The following is a 17,075-nucleotide window of genomic DNA, read 5'->3' on the forward strand; positions in this document are numbered from 1 at the left end:
CTGATGGAGGTAGTAAAGTAACGCGCTTAATCACCCTCAGGCGAGATCTGTCAAAATTAAAATCGACTATGCGTCATTAATAGTCCCCTTTCAAAAAATCAGAATAATTAACCAATCCAATTTTTTTAGGGGCGCTTGGTGAAGAGAATGAAAAAATAGCGAATCGAGAGGCGTCATCCTTAAAAACGGGTTTCGTTTCTCGGACGTTGTATGCAATATTCATCTTCATATCAGCTTGTTGACATACAGACAAAAGCAGATTGAAGTTGACAAAGTCATCTTGATAAGGCTTCCAATCTTGAAGGGAGTAAAAAGATCTTTTAAGTTCGAGTACCTCAATCGGTTCGCCATTACTATCCAATCTAACCAAATCGATATCGGTGACCTTGATTGCCCCAAGATTGGCTCGCTGCCAGTTGTGGTAAGCACTACTTGTGGCGTCGTTGACACTTTTCCCGCAATATCCGTCTTTTACCGGTAAACCGGTTTTTGCAAACTCTTCTTTCAGTTCATCTAGAGTCAATTCTGTCGGAATATGACCGGGCTGACTAAACCTAACCTTTTCAATCGCATCGACGCCATCATCAAACTTGACAAAAAAGAGTGGAATACCAGATTTTTGCGCTATTTTTTTTGATACACGCACCACGTCTTTCTGAATATCCCAAGAACTCCCAACTGCCAAAACAAGGGCTTTAGGAGAAGCATTTTGATCGCCATAAACTAGCATCCATGCGTTTCCAGACACCCACACAAAGGGATGCTCTTTTTCCAGTTCGAGGAGCCCGTAGACTGCATTAGTTTTGTAATAACTCACCGATAAACTCCCAAATATTAATACGCTTCAAAAGAGCGCAATTTGTTCATGACCTATACAACCAGACAGGTGACAAGCAAGAAATCAAGAGCCAAAAAAAGAAGGTCCGACTTATACAGATAATCTCAGGCTATATTTTTTGGGCGCTGCTTTTTTAGCCCCCAATAAATCCAACCATTTGCTGCGGCTCCGGACATTGCTTCGGCAGCTGAAGACAAGGAGGGGTAGATCTGCTTCCCTATGCGCAAAGAAATCGCGCCATTTTTCTTGTCTACGGAAACAACTTCAGCCTCAACCCTCCCGGGCTTTTTTCTGTATGTGTGAGTAAGCGTTTCACCAACTTGAGGCCACTTCTTTTCTTGATTCATAGTGCTTTCGAATCCAGTGATGCTGATCAACAGTTAGATCATACTTAATCAATGTTCATCGGTACAGCGCTATAGCCCTATCTTCTTGACCGCCTCGTAATTGCGTTCCGCCAACAAGTTAAGCAATATGGAGGCGGACTGGGGTTGCTACAGTTGTCAGGGCAGACGGGACACTCTGACAAATCAGAGGCTCACTACGAAAGGTTAAAGTGCATATTTATTCCTATTCAACTCATAGCCCAAAAACAAAAAAGGCCCGACCTGTCAAATGACAAGCCGGGCCTTTTTATGGGTAAAGAGCTGATTGCTTCTGATACCAGCGCTGCACTTCGAGCAGCATGAGGGTGGTCTGTGCCGCATCTGTTTCAAGCTGCTTGCAACTCACTCCCCTCGCATCTGCATCGGAAGCAAATAGAGAGTAGGTGGCGGGGACTGCAGCTCCTTGGGCAGTATCGGAAATGGCGGGCACACTGTTGCCACTGGTTGTGGCGTAGTCGCACATCCCGATAGGATGAGAATCAGACTGACGACCTGCCAGCACCTTGGTGTTCTTCGCATAGTCATTTGAAATTCCCTGATTGATTTGAGTTTGTGATTGACGGATGTCTTCGACACGCTGCTCTTGCTTGGCAATGACCAGCGCTGCTCGCAACTTCTCGGAGTCCCATTCCCGATTGATGCGGGATTCACCGACCTGTACTCCGCAGATAAAAACCATCAGCAGTACAAGTCCGCCCATCAGGTAATTCCAATTGGCGAAGAAGAATTTGGTGAGCCAGTTCATGGAGCACCTCCATCCAGTGCTTGCAGCTTGTGCTGATTCATGAGTCCGATCACCTTGTTGGCGTAGCCTGGATCCGTGGCATACCCAGCCTTGGCCAGCGCTTGTGCAAATGCCTGAGCCGTCAAACATTGGAAGCATGGTTGATAGCGCGGGTTTTGCTTGAGGAAGGCTGCGTGGTCATCAATGCTCTCTTGCCAGCTGGCGTACTTGCGCCACTTGGCAGGCACCACAACCCACTGGCCACGGATGAATTCCTTGGTCTGAAGAATCAAGGTCTCCCCCCTCCAGCGGCTATCGGCCTTGATGCCAAAGAGGTTCTTCCCCACCTTGGCCAGGCCAGACTCACCCCAACCGGACTCCAACGCTGCCTGCGCGATCGTGATACTGGCGAACACGCCCGTACGCTTGGCCGTTGCCTGCGCAGAGGAGCCGATCAATGCGATGAATTCAATCGGTTTCATAGCAGCTCCTTCACGTCTTTGGCCACCTCTTCGATCGAATCGTCTCGACGCTTGTCAATGAATGCAAAGGTCCAACGAACCATCGCCCACCCCGGCAAGCCGCACGCAAAGATCAACCCACCCAGAGCACATAGCCCCATGAATGAGAAAGCCCAGTGATGCAGACCGAAATGCTCTACAGTGAAAGCACCACCGCCAATGCTGGACACCACCGTACTGATCAAGCCGACAGCCCATTCACGTTTGTTTCGCGGTGGAGTCATCAGCATGACCACCACGGCGGCCAAGGTGGCTCCGCTGGCAACTGCTGCCGCCGTTCCGCCGAAGGCCTTGTAAGCCACTGCCGCTCCTGCGACTCCACTACTTGTCGGTTCTGGCATTCGTTTCTCCAAAAAGAAACCCGCCGGGATTGCTCCTCGGCGGGTGGTTAAAAAATCAGGTTCAGTTCAGGATTGATCGGCGGTATGCACCAACGCGTTCTCAGCCACGCAAGTCAGCTCGACCTGCTCAGCCCTGGGCTTGACGCTCATGACACGCGCCAGCTGAGACCAGGACTGCCCGACACCAAAAGCAAAATGCGTTCGCTCACGGTCAGCACTGATCTGTGGCTCAAACCCGGGCTGAGCTTTCAGGATGGCATGAGCAGCAGTTGCCCCCTGCGTGACCTCAATGGCATCGGAGACCGAGCCATCTGGCTTTCGCAGAACCAGGTAGTGAACGGCTCCTAACTGCCAACTCAGCGACTCAGAACACCGCACAGTCCTCGTTTGACTGTCCCAGCTCAAGACCTCTCCACTCAAACCCCATCGCGGAATGTCGTGACTGAGCGCAATCAAATCTCCATAGGTTGGAATCAAACCTTCCAGCTCCGTGCGGAAGGTCACGATTCGTCGGCGATATCGATTGGCCGCCACGATGTATTTACCCTCTCGAACGCCCTGAGCCCTATCGGTACAGCCAAACAATCTCACGCGAGCAGGCTTGACAGCCTGGGATCCAGGCAACGCCACTGTGAACTCGTCAGGCTTCCAGCTCTTGGGGTTGACGTATTCGATCGTGACAGCATCCGCTGTCGCATCGCCTGCCATCAGGTACTGAATCTTCCAGCTGTTGCGCACGATATTTCGTGCAGAAAAGAGCGCCACCGGGATGGTCTTGGGTTCATCGCGAACGATGCGAACAATCCCGCCTTGCAAAAACGGCACGGCACGCCCAGTCCGGGCAATCTGCCCCAAGGCGTCCCACACCGTCTGGTTCTGATCAAACACTGCATTGAAGGTATCCCCTCGAACAGACCACGCCGCATCCAACCGCGCCAAGGCTGACAAGTCTAATTGCCGGTCAGGCAGACCTGCGCCGTAGCTGGACTTAACAGCATCCGCGAAGGCCCACGCAATCGACCGGGTGGGTTGCAGCGCAGACCACCCAGAGCTTGAACTCCAACTTGAGAGCTTGCGCGTCACCAGGCAGTTGACCAACCGTGAGGAACGCTGTGACAAGTTGTCGGTAGCGCGCATCCTGAGCGCCAAGTAAGTCAGATCAGTGGGCAGTTGGGATCCAGCCAAATAACCCTTGGCTTGCCCCCAACGCAACTCATGACCAGCCCGATTGCTGGTATCCCGTGCATCAAGGCGCTGCAGGCGGATCTCATAACGCCCAGGTGCCACCGAATACTTGAAAGACAGGCGCTGCGCGGTATTGGTTGCAGCTGAGTAGGTCTCGTCTGCCAAATGAAGCCAACCCGAGATGGCATCCCCATCATCGTTGATGCTTCGCACCTCAACCCGCCACTGCACCGATCGGCTTTCCAATGCACCACTGTCATTGGCATAGTAGAGACCGCGCAACATCACCACATCGACACCGACCTGATTGATCTGTGTACCCACCGGATTTAGGGCAAAGGGGCCAACGATGGCTCCGGTATCGCTAACAGCAATCAACTCCTGTCCCGAGACCTCCGGGGCCGTAACCACATCAGGATTGAACAATGTGTTCTGGCCGCCTGGCTCAATCACCTGCGCTTGCACCTCTGCGAACGAGCTGATCGGGCTGTCATCAATGGACAGCTCCTCAAACTGGAACTGGCCTACACCGATGACATGCAGTTGATGGAGATATTCTTCATTGTTCTCGTACTCCGTATAGGGCATGGTGGCCAGATCTGGGTACACCAGATGACGGCCATAGATCACAGGCACGGGTTGCGCCAAGCGTCCATAGTTACCCCGCGCTTGCAAGGAGTATGTCGGGCTGGGGGATGTGGTGTTGGCTGATGCCGAGGGCAAGGCCTGATTTGGCAACGGCACCAGGGCATTGACAAGTACAGAGCCCGTCACTGCAATCGCAGTTGACGCCACCGCCGTCGCTAGCGTGCCTGAATACCCCATTGACGCAGCCAGAGCGCCGCCATACGCATTTGCGACGACCAGCACGGCGATCATGAGCACGGTTCTCAGCGGATTCTTGCCGCCACCTCCACCGCCTTGCGGCAGTGTGACCAAAGCTACGACGTCTCCTGCATCTATCGGCGTCACCGCCCTATGCGCCATCAGTACTGGCTGCCCGTTTTTCAGGATCAAGGTGGGCTGGTCGAGTTCAACGCCATCACGACTCATCCACTGTGCGATCGTGGGCGATCCAAACACATGGCTCACCTGCCGATCACTGGGCTCGAACGGATTTCGCATCCAAATGACCAGTCCAGGACTGGGTAGGCCTGACATGCAAGTGCTTGTCATGGCGATTCCTTCCATCGGTAATACCCCTCCACCTGCCAGCCGTGACTGGCCAGAGAATTCAGTTGCTGAAACACCACTCCAGCCTGCTGGGCACAGTGCAAAACGCCGCCACCGTCTCCCTCGACCCATACGCCCACATGAACAGGGTGTCGAGACTGACGCATCAAGACCGCATCACCCTGCTGTGGCACATCGACCACAGCCCAACGTTGCCTCTCAGGGTGAGTTTTGAACGTGTGCAGGACCGTCCGCAGATTCAGTGCATCCACCGGGATCACAGGCAATTCACGACTGAAGTGCGTCTTCTGGACCCAAAGAAAAAGGCCCCAGCAGTCAAATGACTCGGGGCCTCTCTCACCTGCAATCCACGGACGACCGATGTATTGGATCGCCCAACTCGGCGAGTCTTCTTTCGTCATCGTGCTAATCCAGGGAACTCAGTTGCGGTGTACAGGCGTGACGGGAAGGTTTTGTTGCCAATGTCAGCCATCCGTGCCTTGGCCGTGACCCGCTGCACGTCCGCCTCCACCTCGGTGATCACCAACGTGATGGGCGGATCCATCTGTGGGCCACTCAAATCGTTGGAAAGGTACGGACGGTAGGTCACTTCAATGGGTGACTCCGAAACTGACGCCTCATCCAAGTGCTTCACGATCTCACGGGTGACGTTGTCCAGGGTGATCGCAATTTCCGGAACAGGCGCAATATCTACCGGCGGCAGATCCAGCTCAAATCCCATGGCTACAAACTGAACCTGCTGGCCTGCATTGATTGGCGCTGACGCCTCAAGCCTTGCAAGCAAGTCTTGCTGATCACGAACCACGCGGATCGCGGTCGTATTACCTGCATCGTCTCTAAAGTCCGGGTGCCGGATCTCCAAGGTATGCAAAATAACCACGTCGTTGGGCGCACTGGCATATGCCTCACGCAATGCTGCTGAAAGAGCTTGATCAGGCATTTGACACCTTGATGGGAATGACTTTTCTGGAGGCTGATTGATTGGCTTTGGCATCGAATCCAAAGACGTCAGACCTGGCTTGCGGCAGAACCCCTTCGATGCGTTGCACAGCGCAACCCGTCAGATGTTCGATGGCAGCCACAAAAAATGGCACATGATCCGAATACGCGTTGTCGCAGGCCGCTGTCCACAACGGTCCTTCCAAGAACATGCATGCGCCCTTGCAAGCTTGAAGCACAGGGCAGCCAAGACACTCTGATCGTTCAGACCAATGCGTCGAGGTGTCGAGTGCCACATCCGACAACTTTGAAATATGCCCGATGTGATGCGACTGACCGTTAGGCGCAATAGACACCGAACTCACGTTTTGACAAGTAAGCACACTGCCCATGAGATCGACGGCGATCTGGTCAGGACTGTCCATCCCGCACTTCTGACCCAACACGCTGGCCGGACGTCTCTCCAGGATGCTTCGAGCCCACTCGCGCATACGAGAACGAGCAATATCGAGATGAACAATCCGCCCACGACGAATTTCATCCAGCGATTGCCTGCGAAATTCGAAGGCCTCCTCATTCGATTGAAGCGAATTTGCCAGACCCCCCGCATCGTAGGGATCAACGAAGGCTCCCTCGCCGATCGAAATCGTCGGATCGCCAGTCAACTGCAAGAAGTACTTGGCAATCTCTTCCCGACTGGTGTTCGTGCGATGGACCATGGCATTGAACGAGATTCGCCCCTGAGGAGAGAGCCGCTTGTAAAGATCCAGAATTCCGGCGCGGCTGGATTCGTCTGCCAGAGGGTCTGGGCCACGAGCAGGTTGACCTGGACCGTCGTGACTAACGCCCACACCAAAGCCCAATGCATCCAGCCATTCATTGACCTCCGGATTCAGCAAAGAGCCATTGGTGACGATGCCAAATGATGCTGACGGATACCGCTGCCTGAGCGCCTCAGCCAAAGGGCGCAGGGTCTTGATATAAACCAACGGTTCGCCACCCCAAAACTCAATTCGCTCGGGTGCTTGGTCGAGACTATCCTCAAGCAGCCTCAAAAATTGAGGTACGTCTGCTTGCGTGGTCTCTTGCGCATGAGGAACAAACCGTTGGCTGCAATAGTCGCACGAGTAGTTGCACGACAGACCAAGCTGAATTTTCAATACCTTGGGGCTGGTCTTTCGACCAGGATGGGTAAGGCTAACCGCTTCAATGTGACCGACTGTCCATGATTTTTCAATGTAGGCCAGTGGCCAGGGAGTAAGGTCCTCGGCCAGAAGCTCACTGGTTTGGTTGTCGTAAATCAGCTGGACTGGCTCATTGGCGCGATTGCGCGCGTGCAAAGTAAATCTAGCCATCACGCACCTGCACTTTGCATTGCCGGTTCATCGGCAAAAGCCTCAGGGCATGCCTGACGGCACACCTCCTGCGCACTCTGGTGTGCAAACTTGGCCAAGTGATATTCACGGCGGGAGCGGATGCGCTCACCATCCAAGACTGTTACGGTAAACAAGACATGCTCGTCATCAACGAGCTCTATGGTTTTCTCAATCAAGGTCATCTCCTGCCCAGCTCATAGCCGGGTGTAAAGCTCTGTGTAGTTGTGGGAGGCCACGCGGAAGGTGACGACCAACAGGACGCGCTCCCCACTGGGGGAGTTGAAGGGATTGGTCTCGTGCCATATCCGTGAGGGATGCAAAACAAACAACCCAGGAGTTGTTTCGATGTATCGAACCTTTTCCCAAAACGGAAACCCCGCCATCGGGCGGGGGTCCTGTAAAAGCAGCTCTCCATCTCCGACCGTCCAATCACGGTCCTGTGGAGGACTTCGTTCTCGGCCACAGTCGAGGTACAGGCAAAGAACGTGGTCACCTGTGTGGTGATAGTGCGGCTGAGCCCGCATCCCCTTTTGGTAGCAGACAGGAATGCAGCGCGCCAGCACATCGAGTTCACTTGCATTCCTGACCCCGTGAGCCTCTTGCAAATAAGTACGGTAGGTCTTATCGACCCACTTTTTGAACTCAAACCAGACAGGTGGGGCCTGCATTTCATGCTCTGGCAAAAAGAGGTTCAATTGGGTGCGCAATTTCACTGGCACATCAGGCATTGCATGTCGCGGAGGATGGGCCTTGTGATTCTTAAAGCGCTCCGTCGTGAACGTCTTCAGCTCATTGATCTGGTCCGCTGCGAATGGCGAGGCTTCATGCAGGACAGGCGTACTCCATAAATGTTCAATCATGGGTAACCTCGCATCCAAAAGAGACAGCAATGCGCAGCTCGTTGCAATACCGGGATATCGGTCGAGCTGCGTGTGTTTGTGTTCCGTTGAAAACCACCAGACGATTGGGCTTGATCAAGGTACAAGCATTCACCTCGCCTTCTTCATCAAGGGTGACAAAGTCGCCTCCCCAGTCGCGATCCCAACGCATCACCGGATACCAAATCGCCGTGCGGGCCGATTTTGAGTACTGCGCCGGGAAGTCACGATGAAATGCGGATTCATCGCCAAATGTCTGGTAGTTCGCCCAAACACGAGTCAAGGCGACATCTCCAAAATGCTCGCGTCGAACTATTTCCGCTACATCGGCAAAGGGGCCTGAATTTTTCAAAAAGGACTCATAGCTCAAATCCGAATTCCATGCACCATCGTCATAGTGGTGTTGATGCGTTCCAGGCAACACAAAGTTTCGATGCCAAAACGTACCAGGGGCCTGAGCATGAGCGCGCCAGCCAAAGATCGGGCTTTGAGCTAGAAGCCACACGCGGGCAGCTTCAAAGAGATCGGGGGAAGCTAGGTTGTCGTAAACGTTGATTTGCATGGTTATCGGCCACGCTGAGTTCAAAGTGCAACTCAACGGCGGGCTCCTCTGCGTTATAGGGGTGGGTGTGATGCGCCAAGTAGCTGGGAAAGATCAGGAGCATTCCTGATGCCGGATAGATCAATTCCGATCGCAAGCCTTCCCACGGCAAGTTCTTGAAACCGAATGTTCCACTCGGATTGACCAGCACAAAGGCTCCGGAGTAGTCGCTGCGCGAGGGATCCGGTTGTGCCTGGGTGCTTAGGATGAACACCGCAGACAAATCCGTATCCTCGCAGTGCAATGGCAAGCACTGACCCCGCTTGACCACTACCTCGCGTCCTGTCATTTCGCTCACACTGCAGCCGTATTCCTGCGCTACAACACTCTCGATCAACCGGATGACTGGATCAAATGCAGGCATCAGATGCAGACTTTCTCGCGTGCTTCGCGACCAAGGCATACCGTGAGGATTGGTGTGTTCATGCAAGGCCAGCGCCTGAATACACATCGTCGTCATCAACTCAGGATCAAAGGAGTGCATTCCAACGTACACCCGCGCGCCAAACAGCTCCTTAGTCACGGATCTGGATGGACGCATCAGAGGCTCCGCTGAAATACTTGAACCCAGCCTTGACGCGAGCCGAGTCTCCGTCATTCAGTCCCAACGCCAGGAAAGGAACGATGGCCTGTCCATTGACTGTTTTGATTCGGGTCTTGGGCAGGTAACCGTTGACTGTCTCCAGAAAAATCTCTGCATCGCGCTCAAGGGGCTGGTCGTTGGCATCTACAACCTGCAAATGCACATCGACTTGTCCGTTAGCTGTGCAGCTCGCAGGGGCAGACACTTGAACACCAGGCAGCAAGATCAACTCGCGCACCTGGGCGCTGGCTGAATAGTCTGTGCGCTCAATGTCCGACGCATCTACCCCAAGAACCACGCAATCGCCTTTGTTCACATCGGGGTTGATGTTCACGGTCACTGCGCACTCCTCGAACAACGAGTCTGCAAACGGAACCACGAACCCTACGGATAGGTTGTTCTGATAAGTCGTTCGCGACAGTTCGGGTGCAGACATCTTGGTTGCCATCGAGTAGGTATAGAGTGGGATCGGATCGGTAAAGGATCGAACGTCCCATCGGAAAGTCAGATGCCAAGCTTGACGATCTGCCCAACCGGTGCTTTTTTTGAGCAACTCATAGTCAAACTCACTGACTGCGATGACCTTGTAAAACTTCTCGCCGCTTTGCAGGACGGATTCGTCATCGGGCAATGGCTCGCTGGGGTTGGGCGAGAAAACAATGCACATCTCCACTCCGACATGCTTCCTGGCCGAATCCACAAAAACACGCACGACGTGATCAGGTGAACTGGCATAGGCGGGGGGGCGGGTGATATAGACCTTCATCTCACCTCCTCAGCAGCAGCCACAGCAAGCGCAGTTGCAATTGCAGTTGGTTCGGCAATTGAATGCACCGCAATTGCAATTCCGATACCAGCGGTGGTATTCCGATCCGCCAATTTCATTGGCCGCCTCGTAGTACCCGTCGTAGTTGAACCCTACAGACACCGCATTGAAAACCTGGCTCGTACCGCCTGCTCCGTCATAGCTTCCCCAGTTGGCGCAATTGCCGGTAGGAACACCACTGACGCCCCAAGTCCACCAGTTGCCATTTGGCGGGTTCCAGTTGCCATTACCGGCACAGTTGCCGTTAGGCAGATAGCCGTTGCAATTGCTTGCACGGTCGTCGTAATACTGGCTCGAACGGTTCATCTCACCGATGTCCTGACCATCGCCCATCTTGTAGCCCGTGTTGCGGGCATCGTCGCCTGTCACACTGCTCTTGAAAAGGGCTCCGTTGGTCATCGTGATGGAACCTGTCATGGTTCCACCAGCCTTGTCCAACTTGCCGTTCAGCTCAGTTTGCAGAGCATCATCCAACCCCGCTTTGGGGATGCGCGTAATCGCCATGATTTCTCCTAGTTAGATGTAACGCACCACAATCCGCGCGCTGGCGGTTGGTGCCGATGTGAATCGCAAAGTCGCCCCGGAATTGACCAGGACGTAGGCATCGAGCGAGTCCTGGACCACGTAATTGACCGTCACGATCAATTTATGGACGCTGGATGCTGCTGTGCTCAGACTGAAATCCGTAGCCGAACCGTTGCCTGTAAAGACCTGCGGAGCGACGTTGGATCCGCCCGCCGCAGCGGCATATCCCTGCGCCTGGCTCATGTAGCTCTGGGCCTGTGTAGCCGAGGCGGCTGAAGCCGTCGCAGAGTTCGCTGATGCAGTGGCACTACCCGCCGAAGCCGTTGCCGAGTTCGCCGCGCTGGTTGCTTGCTGACTTGCGATGGCAGCATTGGCAGCAATGGACTGCGCGTAGTACTTGGCTGAATACTCGGTCGATCCAGAAACAGGGCCTGACGTCTTGTTTGCCCACTCTTCGGCTGCGGCTGCGCCAGACTGCGCCTCCTTGTCCAGGTATCGCACGCTGATCACCACCCCGTTGGCCGGAGCTGAGGTGAAACGCAATGTCGTGGTCGCCGGTGTGATGTACGCATCCAGGGGGGCTTGTGGCACCCCAGCCACCGTCACCATGAGTGCGCCCGGGTATCCGACAGGTCGGCTGATCGTGAAATCAGTTTTGACGCCATCGCCCGTGAACACATCAGCTGGAATGACCGTATTGGCAGTCACCGCTGCTGCAGATCCTGCTGCTTGTCCTGCCCAGTACTTGGCCGAGAAGCCGCTTCCATCAACCGTTCCAGTCGTCTTTTGCGCCCAGTCAGCAGCCAAGGTTGCTTGCGTCTGAGACGCAGTCAGAGAACTTGCTGCGCTGGCGGCACTGCCAGAAGCAGCAGTGGCCGAATTAGCTGCTGCCGACGCACTGGTCGAAGCCTCTGCCGCTTTTGTGCTGGCAGTTGCCGCCGATACAGACGCAGCACTGGCTGAACTCGACGCGTTGGCAGCGCTAGTGCTGGCATTGCTGGCCGAGGTGGCTGCAGCGCTGGCACTATTGCCTGCATCCGAAGCCTTGGTACTGGCCGTTGTTGCAGAACCTGCCGCTGCCATGGCAGACGATGCCGCGCTGGTAGCCGAACTTGCCGCCGCGACTGCTTGGGCAGATGCCGTACTCGCCGACGATGCAGCATTGGTGGCCGACGTCGCTGCATCAGAAGCCTTGCTTGATGCCGCAGTGGCCGAAGATGCCGCCGCTGTTGCACTCGTTGCAGCGTCTGTCGCCTTTTGAGAGGCGGTAGCTGCTGAGGCAGAAATCGACTGTGCGTAGTATTTCGCAGAGTAGTCGCTGCCACTGACCGGTGCCGACGTCTTGGTTGCCCAGTCCTGAGCCACAGTGGCACTGCTGGCCGCACTTGTTGCTGAGCCTGCTGCCGCTGATGCGCTATTGCCTGCATCCGTGGCTTTACTGGACGCCGTAGTGGCCGAAGTAGATGCCCCGCTTGCACTGGTTGCCGCACTGGTGGCCGATGCGCTTGCATCTGTTGCTTTGGTACTGGCTGTTGTTGCCGAGGATGCAGCGTTGGTTGCCGAAGTTGCAGCATCTGCAGCTTTGGTCGTGGCGGTAGTTGCCGAGCCCGCCGCCGCAGTCGCGCTCCCCGATGCGGCTGATGCAGAAAGTGCAGCAGACGTGGCACTCGCGGCAGCAGCCTGCGCATGGTATTTCGCCGAATATTCGGTCGACCCCGATACAACACCACTTGTCTTGGTGGCCCATTCTTGAGCAGCTGCTGCGCCAGACTGTGACTCTTTGTCCAAATATCGAACACTGATCGCCACGCCGCTGGTCGGTGCCGAGACAAAGCGCAGAGTCGTTGTGGTCGGGACTGAATAGGCATCGATGGGGGCCTGAGGCACACCAGCCACTGTCACCATCAACGCGCCGGGGTACGCCACTGGATGTGAGAGAGTGAAGTCTGTCTTGACGCCATCACCAGTGAAGACATCCGCCGGAATCACCGTATTGGTGGTGACCACGGCTGCAGAATTTGCCGCCTGACCCGCCCAGTACTTAGCCGAATAACCGGCACCATCGACTGTGGTCGTGGTCTTTTGCGCCCAATCGGATGCCAAGGTGGCTTGCGCCTGCGCAGCAGTCAACGCAGTTTGCGCGTCCGCTGCTTTATTGGTGGCCGTGAGTGCCGAGGCAGATGCGGAGCTGGCACTTACAGCTGCATCGGTTGCCTTTTGAGAGGCAGTGCTCGCTGAGGTCGAAGCAGCAGTCGCAGAACCAGCCGCATTAGCGGCACTCGTCGCAGCATTGGTGGCAGACGCTGCTGCTGCCGTCTTGCTGCTACTGGCATCACTGGCCTTGGTGCTGGCAGTCGCCGCCGACGTGGCCGCCGCAGTAGCGGAGCTGGCAGCACTGGTCGCGGAATCAGTGGCTGCCGTTGCTTTGGTGCTGGCTGTCGTCGCAGAGCTTGCGGCATTGCTGGCCGATTGCGCGGCGCTGGTGGCTTGCTGAGTTGCAGTGGCAACCTGATTGGTCAGATCTTGTCGGGAAGCATCAAGCTGGGTCTGCACTCCATGAATGACGTTGGCCACACTTTTGACCTGACCACCTTGCGTGGTGACGGTTGTCTGATCATCCCCGTGGACGATCTGATGGAGTAAGCCTGCATCCCCCTCGATCGTTCCCACAGCTTGATCGAGCCGGGTCTTGAGGGTCATGATTGATTTCCTTAGTGTCTATGGCTACCAGTAGTCCGATGCCACGATGGTTTGATTGAGCCAGGCATGTAGGCGATCCCCCAGCGCGATGGCATCTGGTCCAAGTACTGCGGCCACCTGAACCTCATCAGGACTTAGCCGAGGAAAGTCTTGCACCTCTAGTTGCGCTTTCACCTGCCACCTGTTTCCCGCTAAAAGCTCGGTGTCCCATGGCGCAATGAATCGCGCTTGAACCGCCTGAACGCCCAACCCAGCCGTGAGTGGCATCGCAAACCACAGCACCCCTTGATTGAGCACATGCATCCACCAAGCATCAAAGACTGCGAACGCCTCTTGCGAGAAGCGCCACTCTGAGCGAACCCGGTAGAGCGTGCTGGTAGATCGCAATCGCATCCGAGCGGCTCCTGAATCGATGTCGGTTCGAATGGCGTTTGACTGCGGGGCCAACCCATATCCCTCAATACGAGGCAACGGCAAGGTGTCCGGCCATACGGGAATCCCCGCCGGTAAGGTCACATCACTCATCGCAAGGCTCCTACTGCGGGATTGAGGCCATAACGTCGCTCCAGAGTGGGCGCTATACCCACACCTTGGTTGATAGATCGGCTCATACGTGCTTCGATCTGCTCAACCATCACATCCAGGCGGGTGGTGCCGTCTGGCTGCTGGCTGGTCTGAACTCGAGCATCCACGCCTGATGCGTGGTTGTTGACATTGACCACCACCTTGACTGGTGACGGATTGTTTTTAGCCAGTGCGCCTCCCAGCGATCGAAGCTGACCAGGCGTGAATACCGCCTCGCCAGGCTGAGCAATGATGGGGACTTCGCCCGCCACCACTCCACCGGTATGAAACCGCTGCGCTCCATCAAAGTGATGCAGTCCGACTGATCGAGTTGCCAGTACATCACTGCCAATCAATCCACCGGTGTGAGCCACCATCGTTCCGCCTGACATCAGGTCAGTGGCACCAGCAGGGAATGCCCCACCAATTCCGTTACCGCCACTGGAACCACCAAACAAATTCAGTCCACTCATCCAACCGGCCAGAGGCAAGGTGATCATTTTTTGGATCTGGATGCGTACCAGGTCCGCGATGATCGAGTTGGCCAAGCTGTTGAAGTCCACCTTGCCGGTCGTTACAAACTGGACCATCGCGTCCTCCATGCCTTTGAAGGCGGAGGTCACGGCACGTTCAGCCTGCTTGGCCGCATTGGTAGCGTCCTCAATGTAGGTGCGCAGAGAGCTCCGAAGGCCATAGTCAAAGCTGCGCTGGTATTCCACGTTGGCCCGAGCGAGCTGCTCGACGATCGGCAACTGCCGCGCCAAGGCATCGTTGATCGCAGCGATGGCCTCGGCTTTGAGCCCGGGATCGTTGATTTGCTCGGCCTGGCGTAATGCCATGACTGCGGCCTTTTCCATCTCGAAGCGAGTCTGCAAGGCAGCCCGCTCGATCTCGCCAACGTCCAGAAGCTGACGCTTGAGCTGCAACTCTTCCTGCTTGAGGCGGTTGTTGCCAATGTAGTTCTCGGTGATTTGATGGGCCTTTTGTAGCTCCTTCTCGTACTCCTCGAACTTTTTGTCGGCCTCCTTTTGCTTCTCCATACGCTCGATCATGTCGATGTACTTTTCGGCCTCCTTGACCACCCCCGCATATCCCTTGCGTTCCAGCTCCAAAGCTCGCGCTCTGAGTTCAGCGCCTTCACCTTGAGTTACTCGCGTCGCACGCTGCTCAAGTTGCTTCAAGAACTGCAAGCCCTCGTTGTTCTTCTCAAACCCTGTTAGGTCTAATCCACTTGGCCGCTTACGAGGCATCTTGGGAATGAATTCGTCATAGATTTTCTGGACCTGCGCGGCTTGCTCGGCAGTATCCAGAACAAACCTCTGACCCATGACTCGAACAGTGCGTCGCTGTTCATCAAAGAACTTTTCGATACGGTTGACGTACCCAGGGTTGTCATTGAGATTCATCAATCGATCGTTAGCGGCCTCCACAAATCGATCGCGAGCTGCTTGCAGTTTGGCTATTTCAGCATTGATTTGTCCCTCGTCATAACCCATCGACTTCATGGATCGAAGAAGATCTGTCTTGATCCAAGTCTCGACGTCCTTTGCGACGACAGACAAACTGTCAAACGGTTGGCTGATCACGCGCTTGGCAAGTACAGCCGACTCGGCGATGAACCCAAGACCAGTTGCGACCTCCTCAAGGAACGTCAGGACTTGCTGACGGTTGTGCGTGATCGCTTGCAACTCACTCGTGAATCCTCCGGCCTCGGTTTTGGCCAGGAACATCTGCTCCGTCAGGTCAGCCAGGATCGGCAGCAACGCGGATCCGATTTGGCGCTGAACGCCTTCGTTGACCGCGTGCAAGCGCTTCATGTTGTCGTTGAACTCCTCTGCAGCGCGTGCTGCATCAGCAGACATGACCAGGCCGAGGCGCTTGGCCTCTTCCATCATTTCAGTCAGCCCATCGCGCCCTTGGTTGAGCATGGGAATCATGTCCAGTCCGTTCTTGCCGAACAGCTTGACAGCCAGGGCTGCCTTTTCTGCACTGTCAGGCATGGCCGCGAATTTCTCAGCCAGGTCCAACAGCACCTGCTCCGTCGGACGAATCTGCCCTTGTGCATCCAGCGCCGAGACTCCGAATGCCTTGAGCGCCGCGCTGCCTTCCCCACCCTTGACTTTGGCGTCGAACATGGCAGTCGAGAGAAATTTGAGCGCCTTGGTCAGGCTCTCAGCGCTCACATCCGACAACTCTGAGGCATACAGCAACGCCGACAAGGCCTCGACTGAGACTGCGGTTTTCTGGGAAAGCTTGTTGAGCTCTTCGCCAACTTCAGCGACCGGAACAACCAGTTGATGCATGCCGTAACCGACCGCAGCAACAGATGCACCCACGATTAATCCTGCGGGACCAAGGCGACCGAGTACGCTGCCCAGCATCCCGAGACGGGAAGTGGCGTCCTCCATGCGCACGAAAGCGTCGTTGGCCGCTTTGGACAACAGGTTCAGACCAGCCGATGCTGGTTGCGATGCAGACTCGATTTTCTTGAGAGAACGCTCTCCGGCCTCACCCACGTCTGCCAGTTCGGCTTTGACTTTTCCGCCATCAATGACAGCGAGTCGAATCGATAGGTTGCGTTCAGCCATGTGGAATATCCGGAGATGGTTTGTTCAATGCTTGCGTCAGGCCCGCCTCTACGGCAGGAAAAAAATGGGTCATGGCAGCGGGGTCTGCATCCAGTGCCTGGCTGGCGGAAAGCCACGCATTGAAGTCCATGCCCAGCACTGCGCCTTGAACTGCCCGCACTTGGGAGGAACAGACATCCAGAACTGCGAGGGCTTGCCAGCCCTCTTCAGTCCGAGGTGAATTCACCAGGTACGGACACTCAGGACAGGTCGCCTCGCATGCCCCGCAGTACGTTGATCCACCACCAAAGTGCCATTCGGTGCGGG

At 55.4% G+C, this 17,075-nt stretch carries 22 protein-coding genes; 3 read left to right on the forward strand and 19 right to left on the reverse strand.

The features are described from left to right. Positions 1-76: 76 nt before the first annotated feature. The 16 genes from V7Q41_RS10420 to V7Q41_RS10495 form a co-directional block, all read right to left on the reverse strand. A complete protein-coding gene (locus tag V7Q41_RS10420) occupies positions 77-817 on the reverse strand; it encodes a hypothetical protein (RefSeq protein WP_291929184.1) in 741 nt (246 codons plus the stop codon). 125 nt (positions 818-942) lie between these two features. Continuing rightward, a complete protein-coding gene (locus V7Q41_RS10425; protein ID WP_291929182.1) occupies positions 943-1,185 on the reverse strand; it encodes a hypothetical protein in 243 nt (80 codons plus the stop codon). A gap of 286 nt (positions 1,186-1,471) precedes the next feature. Next, positions 1,472-1,969: a hypothetical protein gene (locus tag V7Q41_RS10430; RefSeq protein ID WP_291929179.1), complete on the reverse strand. Its 498-nt coding sequence runs from the start codon at positions 1,967-1,969 to the stop codon at positions 1,472-1,474. After that, positions 1,966-2,430 (reverse strand): glycoside hydrolase family 73 protein, encoded by a 465-nt coding sequence (locus tag V7Q41_RS10435; protein WP_291929176.1) that lies wholly within the window; start codon positions 2,428-2,430, stop codon positions 1,966-1,968. Before V7Q41_RS10435 ends, V7Q41_RS10430 begins: the two co-directional genes overlap by 4 nt. Next, a complete protein-coding gene (locus V7Q41_RS10440) occupies positions 2,427-2,810 on the reverse strand; it encodes a hypothetical protein (protein WP_333845788.1) in 384 nt (127 codons plus the stop codon). Before V7Q41_RS10440 ends, V7Q41_RS10435 begins: the two co-directional genes overlap by 4 nt. Before the next feature lie 66 nt (positions 2,811-2,876). Continuing rightward, positions 2,877-5,171: a phage tail protein gene (locus V7Q41_RS10445; protein WP_333845789.1), complete on the reverse strand. Its 2,295-nt coding sequence runs from the start codon at positions 5,169-5,171 to the stop codon at positions 2,877-2,879. Then, on the reverse strand, positions 5,168-5,590 hold the full coding sequence (locus V7Q41_RS10450; RefSeq protein WP_333845790.1) for an NlpC/P60 family protein: 423 nt from the start codon (positions 5,588-5,590) through the stop codon (positions 5,168-5,170). The genes V7Q41_RS10445 and V7Q41_RS10450 overlap by 4 nt, the downstream gene beginning before the upstream one ends. Continuing rightward, complete coding sequence (locus V7Q41_RS10455; protein ID WP_333845791.1) at positions 5,587-6,129, reverse strand: DUF1833 family protein; 543 nt, start codon at positions 6,127-6,129, stop codon at positions 5,587-5,589. Before V7Q41_RS10455 ends, V7Q41_RS10450 begins: the two co-directional genes overlap by 4 nt. Next, on the reverse strand, positions 6,122-7,483 hold the full coding sequence (locus tag V7Q41_RS10460; RefSeq protein ID WP_333845792.1) for a radical SAM/SPASM domain-containing protein: 1,362 nt from the start codon (positions 7,481-7,483) through the stop codon (positions 6,122-6,124). The genes V7Q41_RS10455 and V7Q41_RS10460 overlap by 8 nt, the downstream gene beginning before the upstream one ends. After that, positions 7,483-7,686: a hypothetical protein gene (locus V7Q41_RS10465; protein WP_333845793.1), complete on the reverse strand. Its 204-nt coding sequence runs from the start codon at positions 7,684-7,686 to the stop codon at positions 7,483-7,485. The genes V7Q41_RS10460 and V7Q41_RS10465 overlap by 1 nt, the downstream gene beginning before the upstream one ends. Positions 7,687-7,698: 12 nt before the next feature. Beyond that, positions 7,699-8,364, reverse strand: coding sequence for a hypothetical protein (locus V7Q41_RS10470; RefSeq protein ID WP_333845795.1), 666 nt, complete (start codon positions 8,362-8,364; stop codon positions 7,699-7,701). Next, positions 8,357-8,944, reverse strand: coding sequence for a 2OG-Fe(II) oxygenase (locus tag V7Q41_RS10475; RefSeq protein WP_333845796.1), 588 nt, complete (start codon positions 8,942-8,944; stop codon positions 8,357-8,359). The genes V7Q41_RS10470 and V7Q41_RS10475 overlap by 8 nt, the downstream gene beginning before the upstream one ends. After that, positions 8,898-9,524 (reverse strand): hypothetical protein, encoded by a 627-nt coding sequence (locus tag V7Q41_RS10480; protein WP_333845797.1) that lies wholly within the window; start codon positions 9,522-9,524, stop codon positions 8,898-8,900. The genes V7Q41_RS10475 and V7Q41_RS10480 overlap by 47 nt, the downstream gene beginning before the upstream one ends. After that, positions 9,499-10,332, reverse strand: coding sequence for a hypothetical protein (locus V7Q41_RS10485; RefSeq protein ID WP_333845798.1), 834 nt, complete (start codon positions 10,330-10,332; stop codon positions 9,499-9,501). The genes V7Q41_RS10480 and V7Q41_RS10485 overlap by 26 nt, the downstream gene beginning before the upstream one ends. Positions 10,333-10,341: 9 nt before the next feature. Continuing rightward, positions 10,342-10,896: a hypothetical protein gene (locus V7Q41_RS10490; protein ID WP_333845799.1), complete on the reverse strand. Its 555-nt coding sequence runs from the start codon at positions 10,894-10,896 to the stop codon at positions 10,342-10,344. A 12-nt stretch (positions 10,897-10,908) separates the two neighbouring features. Continuing rightward, complete coding sequence (locus tag V7Q41_RS10495) at positions 10,909-11,724, reverse strand: hypothetical protein (protein ID WP_333845800.1); 816 nt, start codon at positions 11,722-11,724, stop codon at positions 10,909-10,911. A 64-nt stretch (positions 11,725-11,788) separates the two neighbouring features. Between V7Q41_RS10495 and V7Q41_RS10500 the strand changes: the two genes are divergently transcribed. The 3 genes from V7Q41_RS10500 (at position 11,789) to V7Q41_RS10510 (ending at position 13,411) form a co-directional block, all read left to right on the forward strand. After that, positions 11,789-12,178, forward strand: coding sequence for a hypothetical protein (locus tag V7Q41_RS10500; RefSeq protein WP_333845801.1), 390 nt, complete (start codon positions 11,789-11,791; stop codon positions 12,176-12,178). Between the two features lie 105 nt (positions 12,179-12,283). Then, complete coding sequence (locus V7Q41_RS10505; RefSeq protein WP_333845803.1) at positions 12,284-12,670, forward strand: hypothetical protein; 387 nt, start codon at positions 12,284-12,286, stop codon at positions 12,668-12,670. Positions 12,671-13,144: 474 nt separating this feature from the next. Beyond that, positions 13,145-13,411, forward strand: coding sequence for a hypothetical protein (locus tag V7Q41_RS10510; protein ID WP_291929135.1), 267 nt, complete (start codon positions 13,145-13,147; stop codon positions 13,409-13,411). Between the two features lie 230 nt (positions 13,412-13,641). On the opposite strand, the gene V7Q41_RS10515 is transcribed toward V7Q41_RS10510, so the two are convergent. The 3 genes from V7Q41_RS10515 to V7Q41_RS10525 are packed head-to-tail and all read right to left on the reverse strand — an operon-like array spanning position 13,642 to position 16,995. Next, positions 13,642-14,142, reverse strand: coding sequence for a hypothetical protein (locus V7Q41_RS10515; protein ID WP_291929133.1), 501 nt, complete (start codon positions 14,140-14,142; stop codon positions 13,642-13,644). Next, positions 14,139-16,769, reverse strand: coding sequence for a phage tail tape measure C-terminal domain-containing protein (locus V7Q41_RS10520; RefSeq protein WP_333845805.1), 2,631 nt, complete (start codon positions 16,767-16,769; stop codon positions 14,139-14,141). The genes V7Q41_RS10515 and V7Q41_RS10520 overlap by 4 nt, the downstream gene beginning before the upstream one ends. After that, complete coding sequence (locus tag V7Q41_RS10525; protein WP_333845806.1) at positions 16,762-16,995, reverse strand: DUF7697 family protein; 234 nt, start codon at positions 16,993-16,995, stop codon at positions 16,762-16,764. Before V7Q41_RS10525 ends, V7Q41_RS10520 begins: the two co-directional genes overlap by 8 nt. Positions 16,996-17,075: the final 80 nt, after the last annotated feature.

Origin of the sequence: Limnohabitans sp. (genome assembly GCF_036804465.1) — a bacterium.
Lineage (GTDB): Bacteria > Pseudomonadota > Gammaproteobacteria > Burkholderiales > Burkholderiaceae_C > Limnohabitans.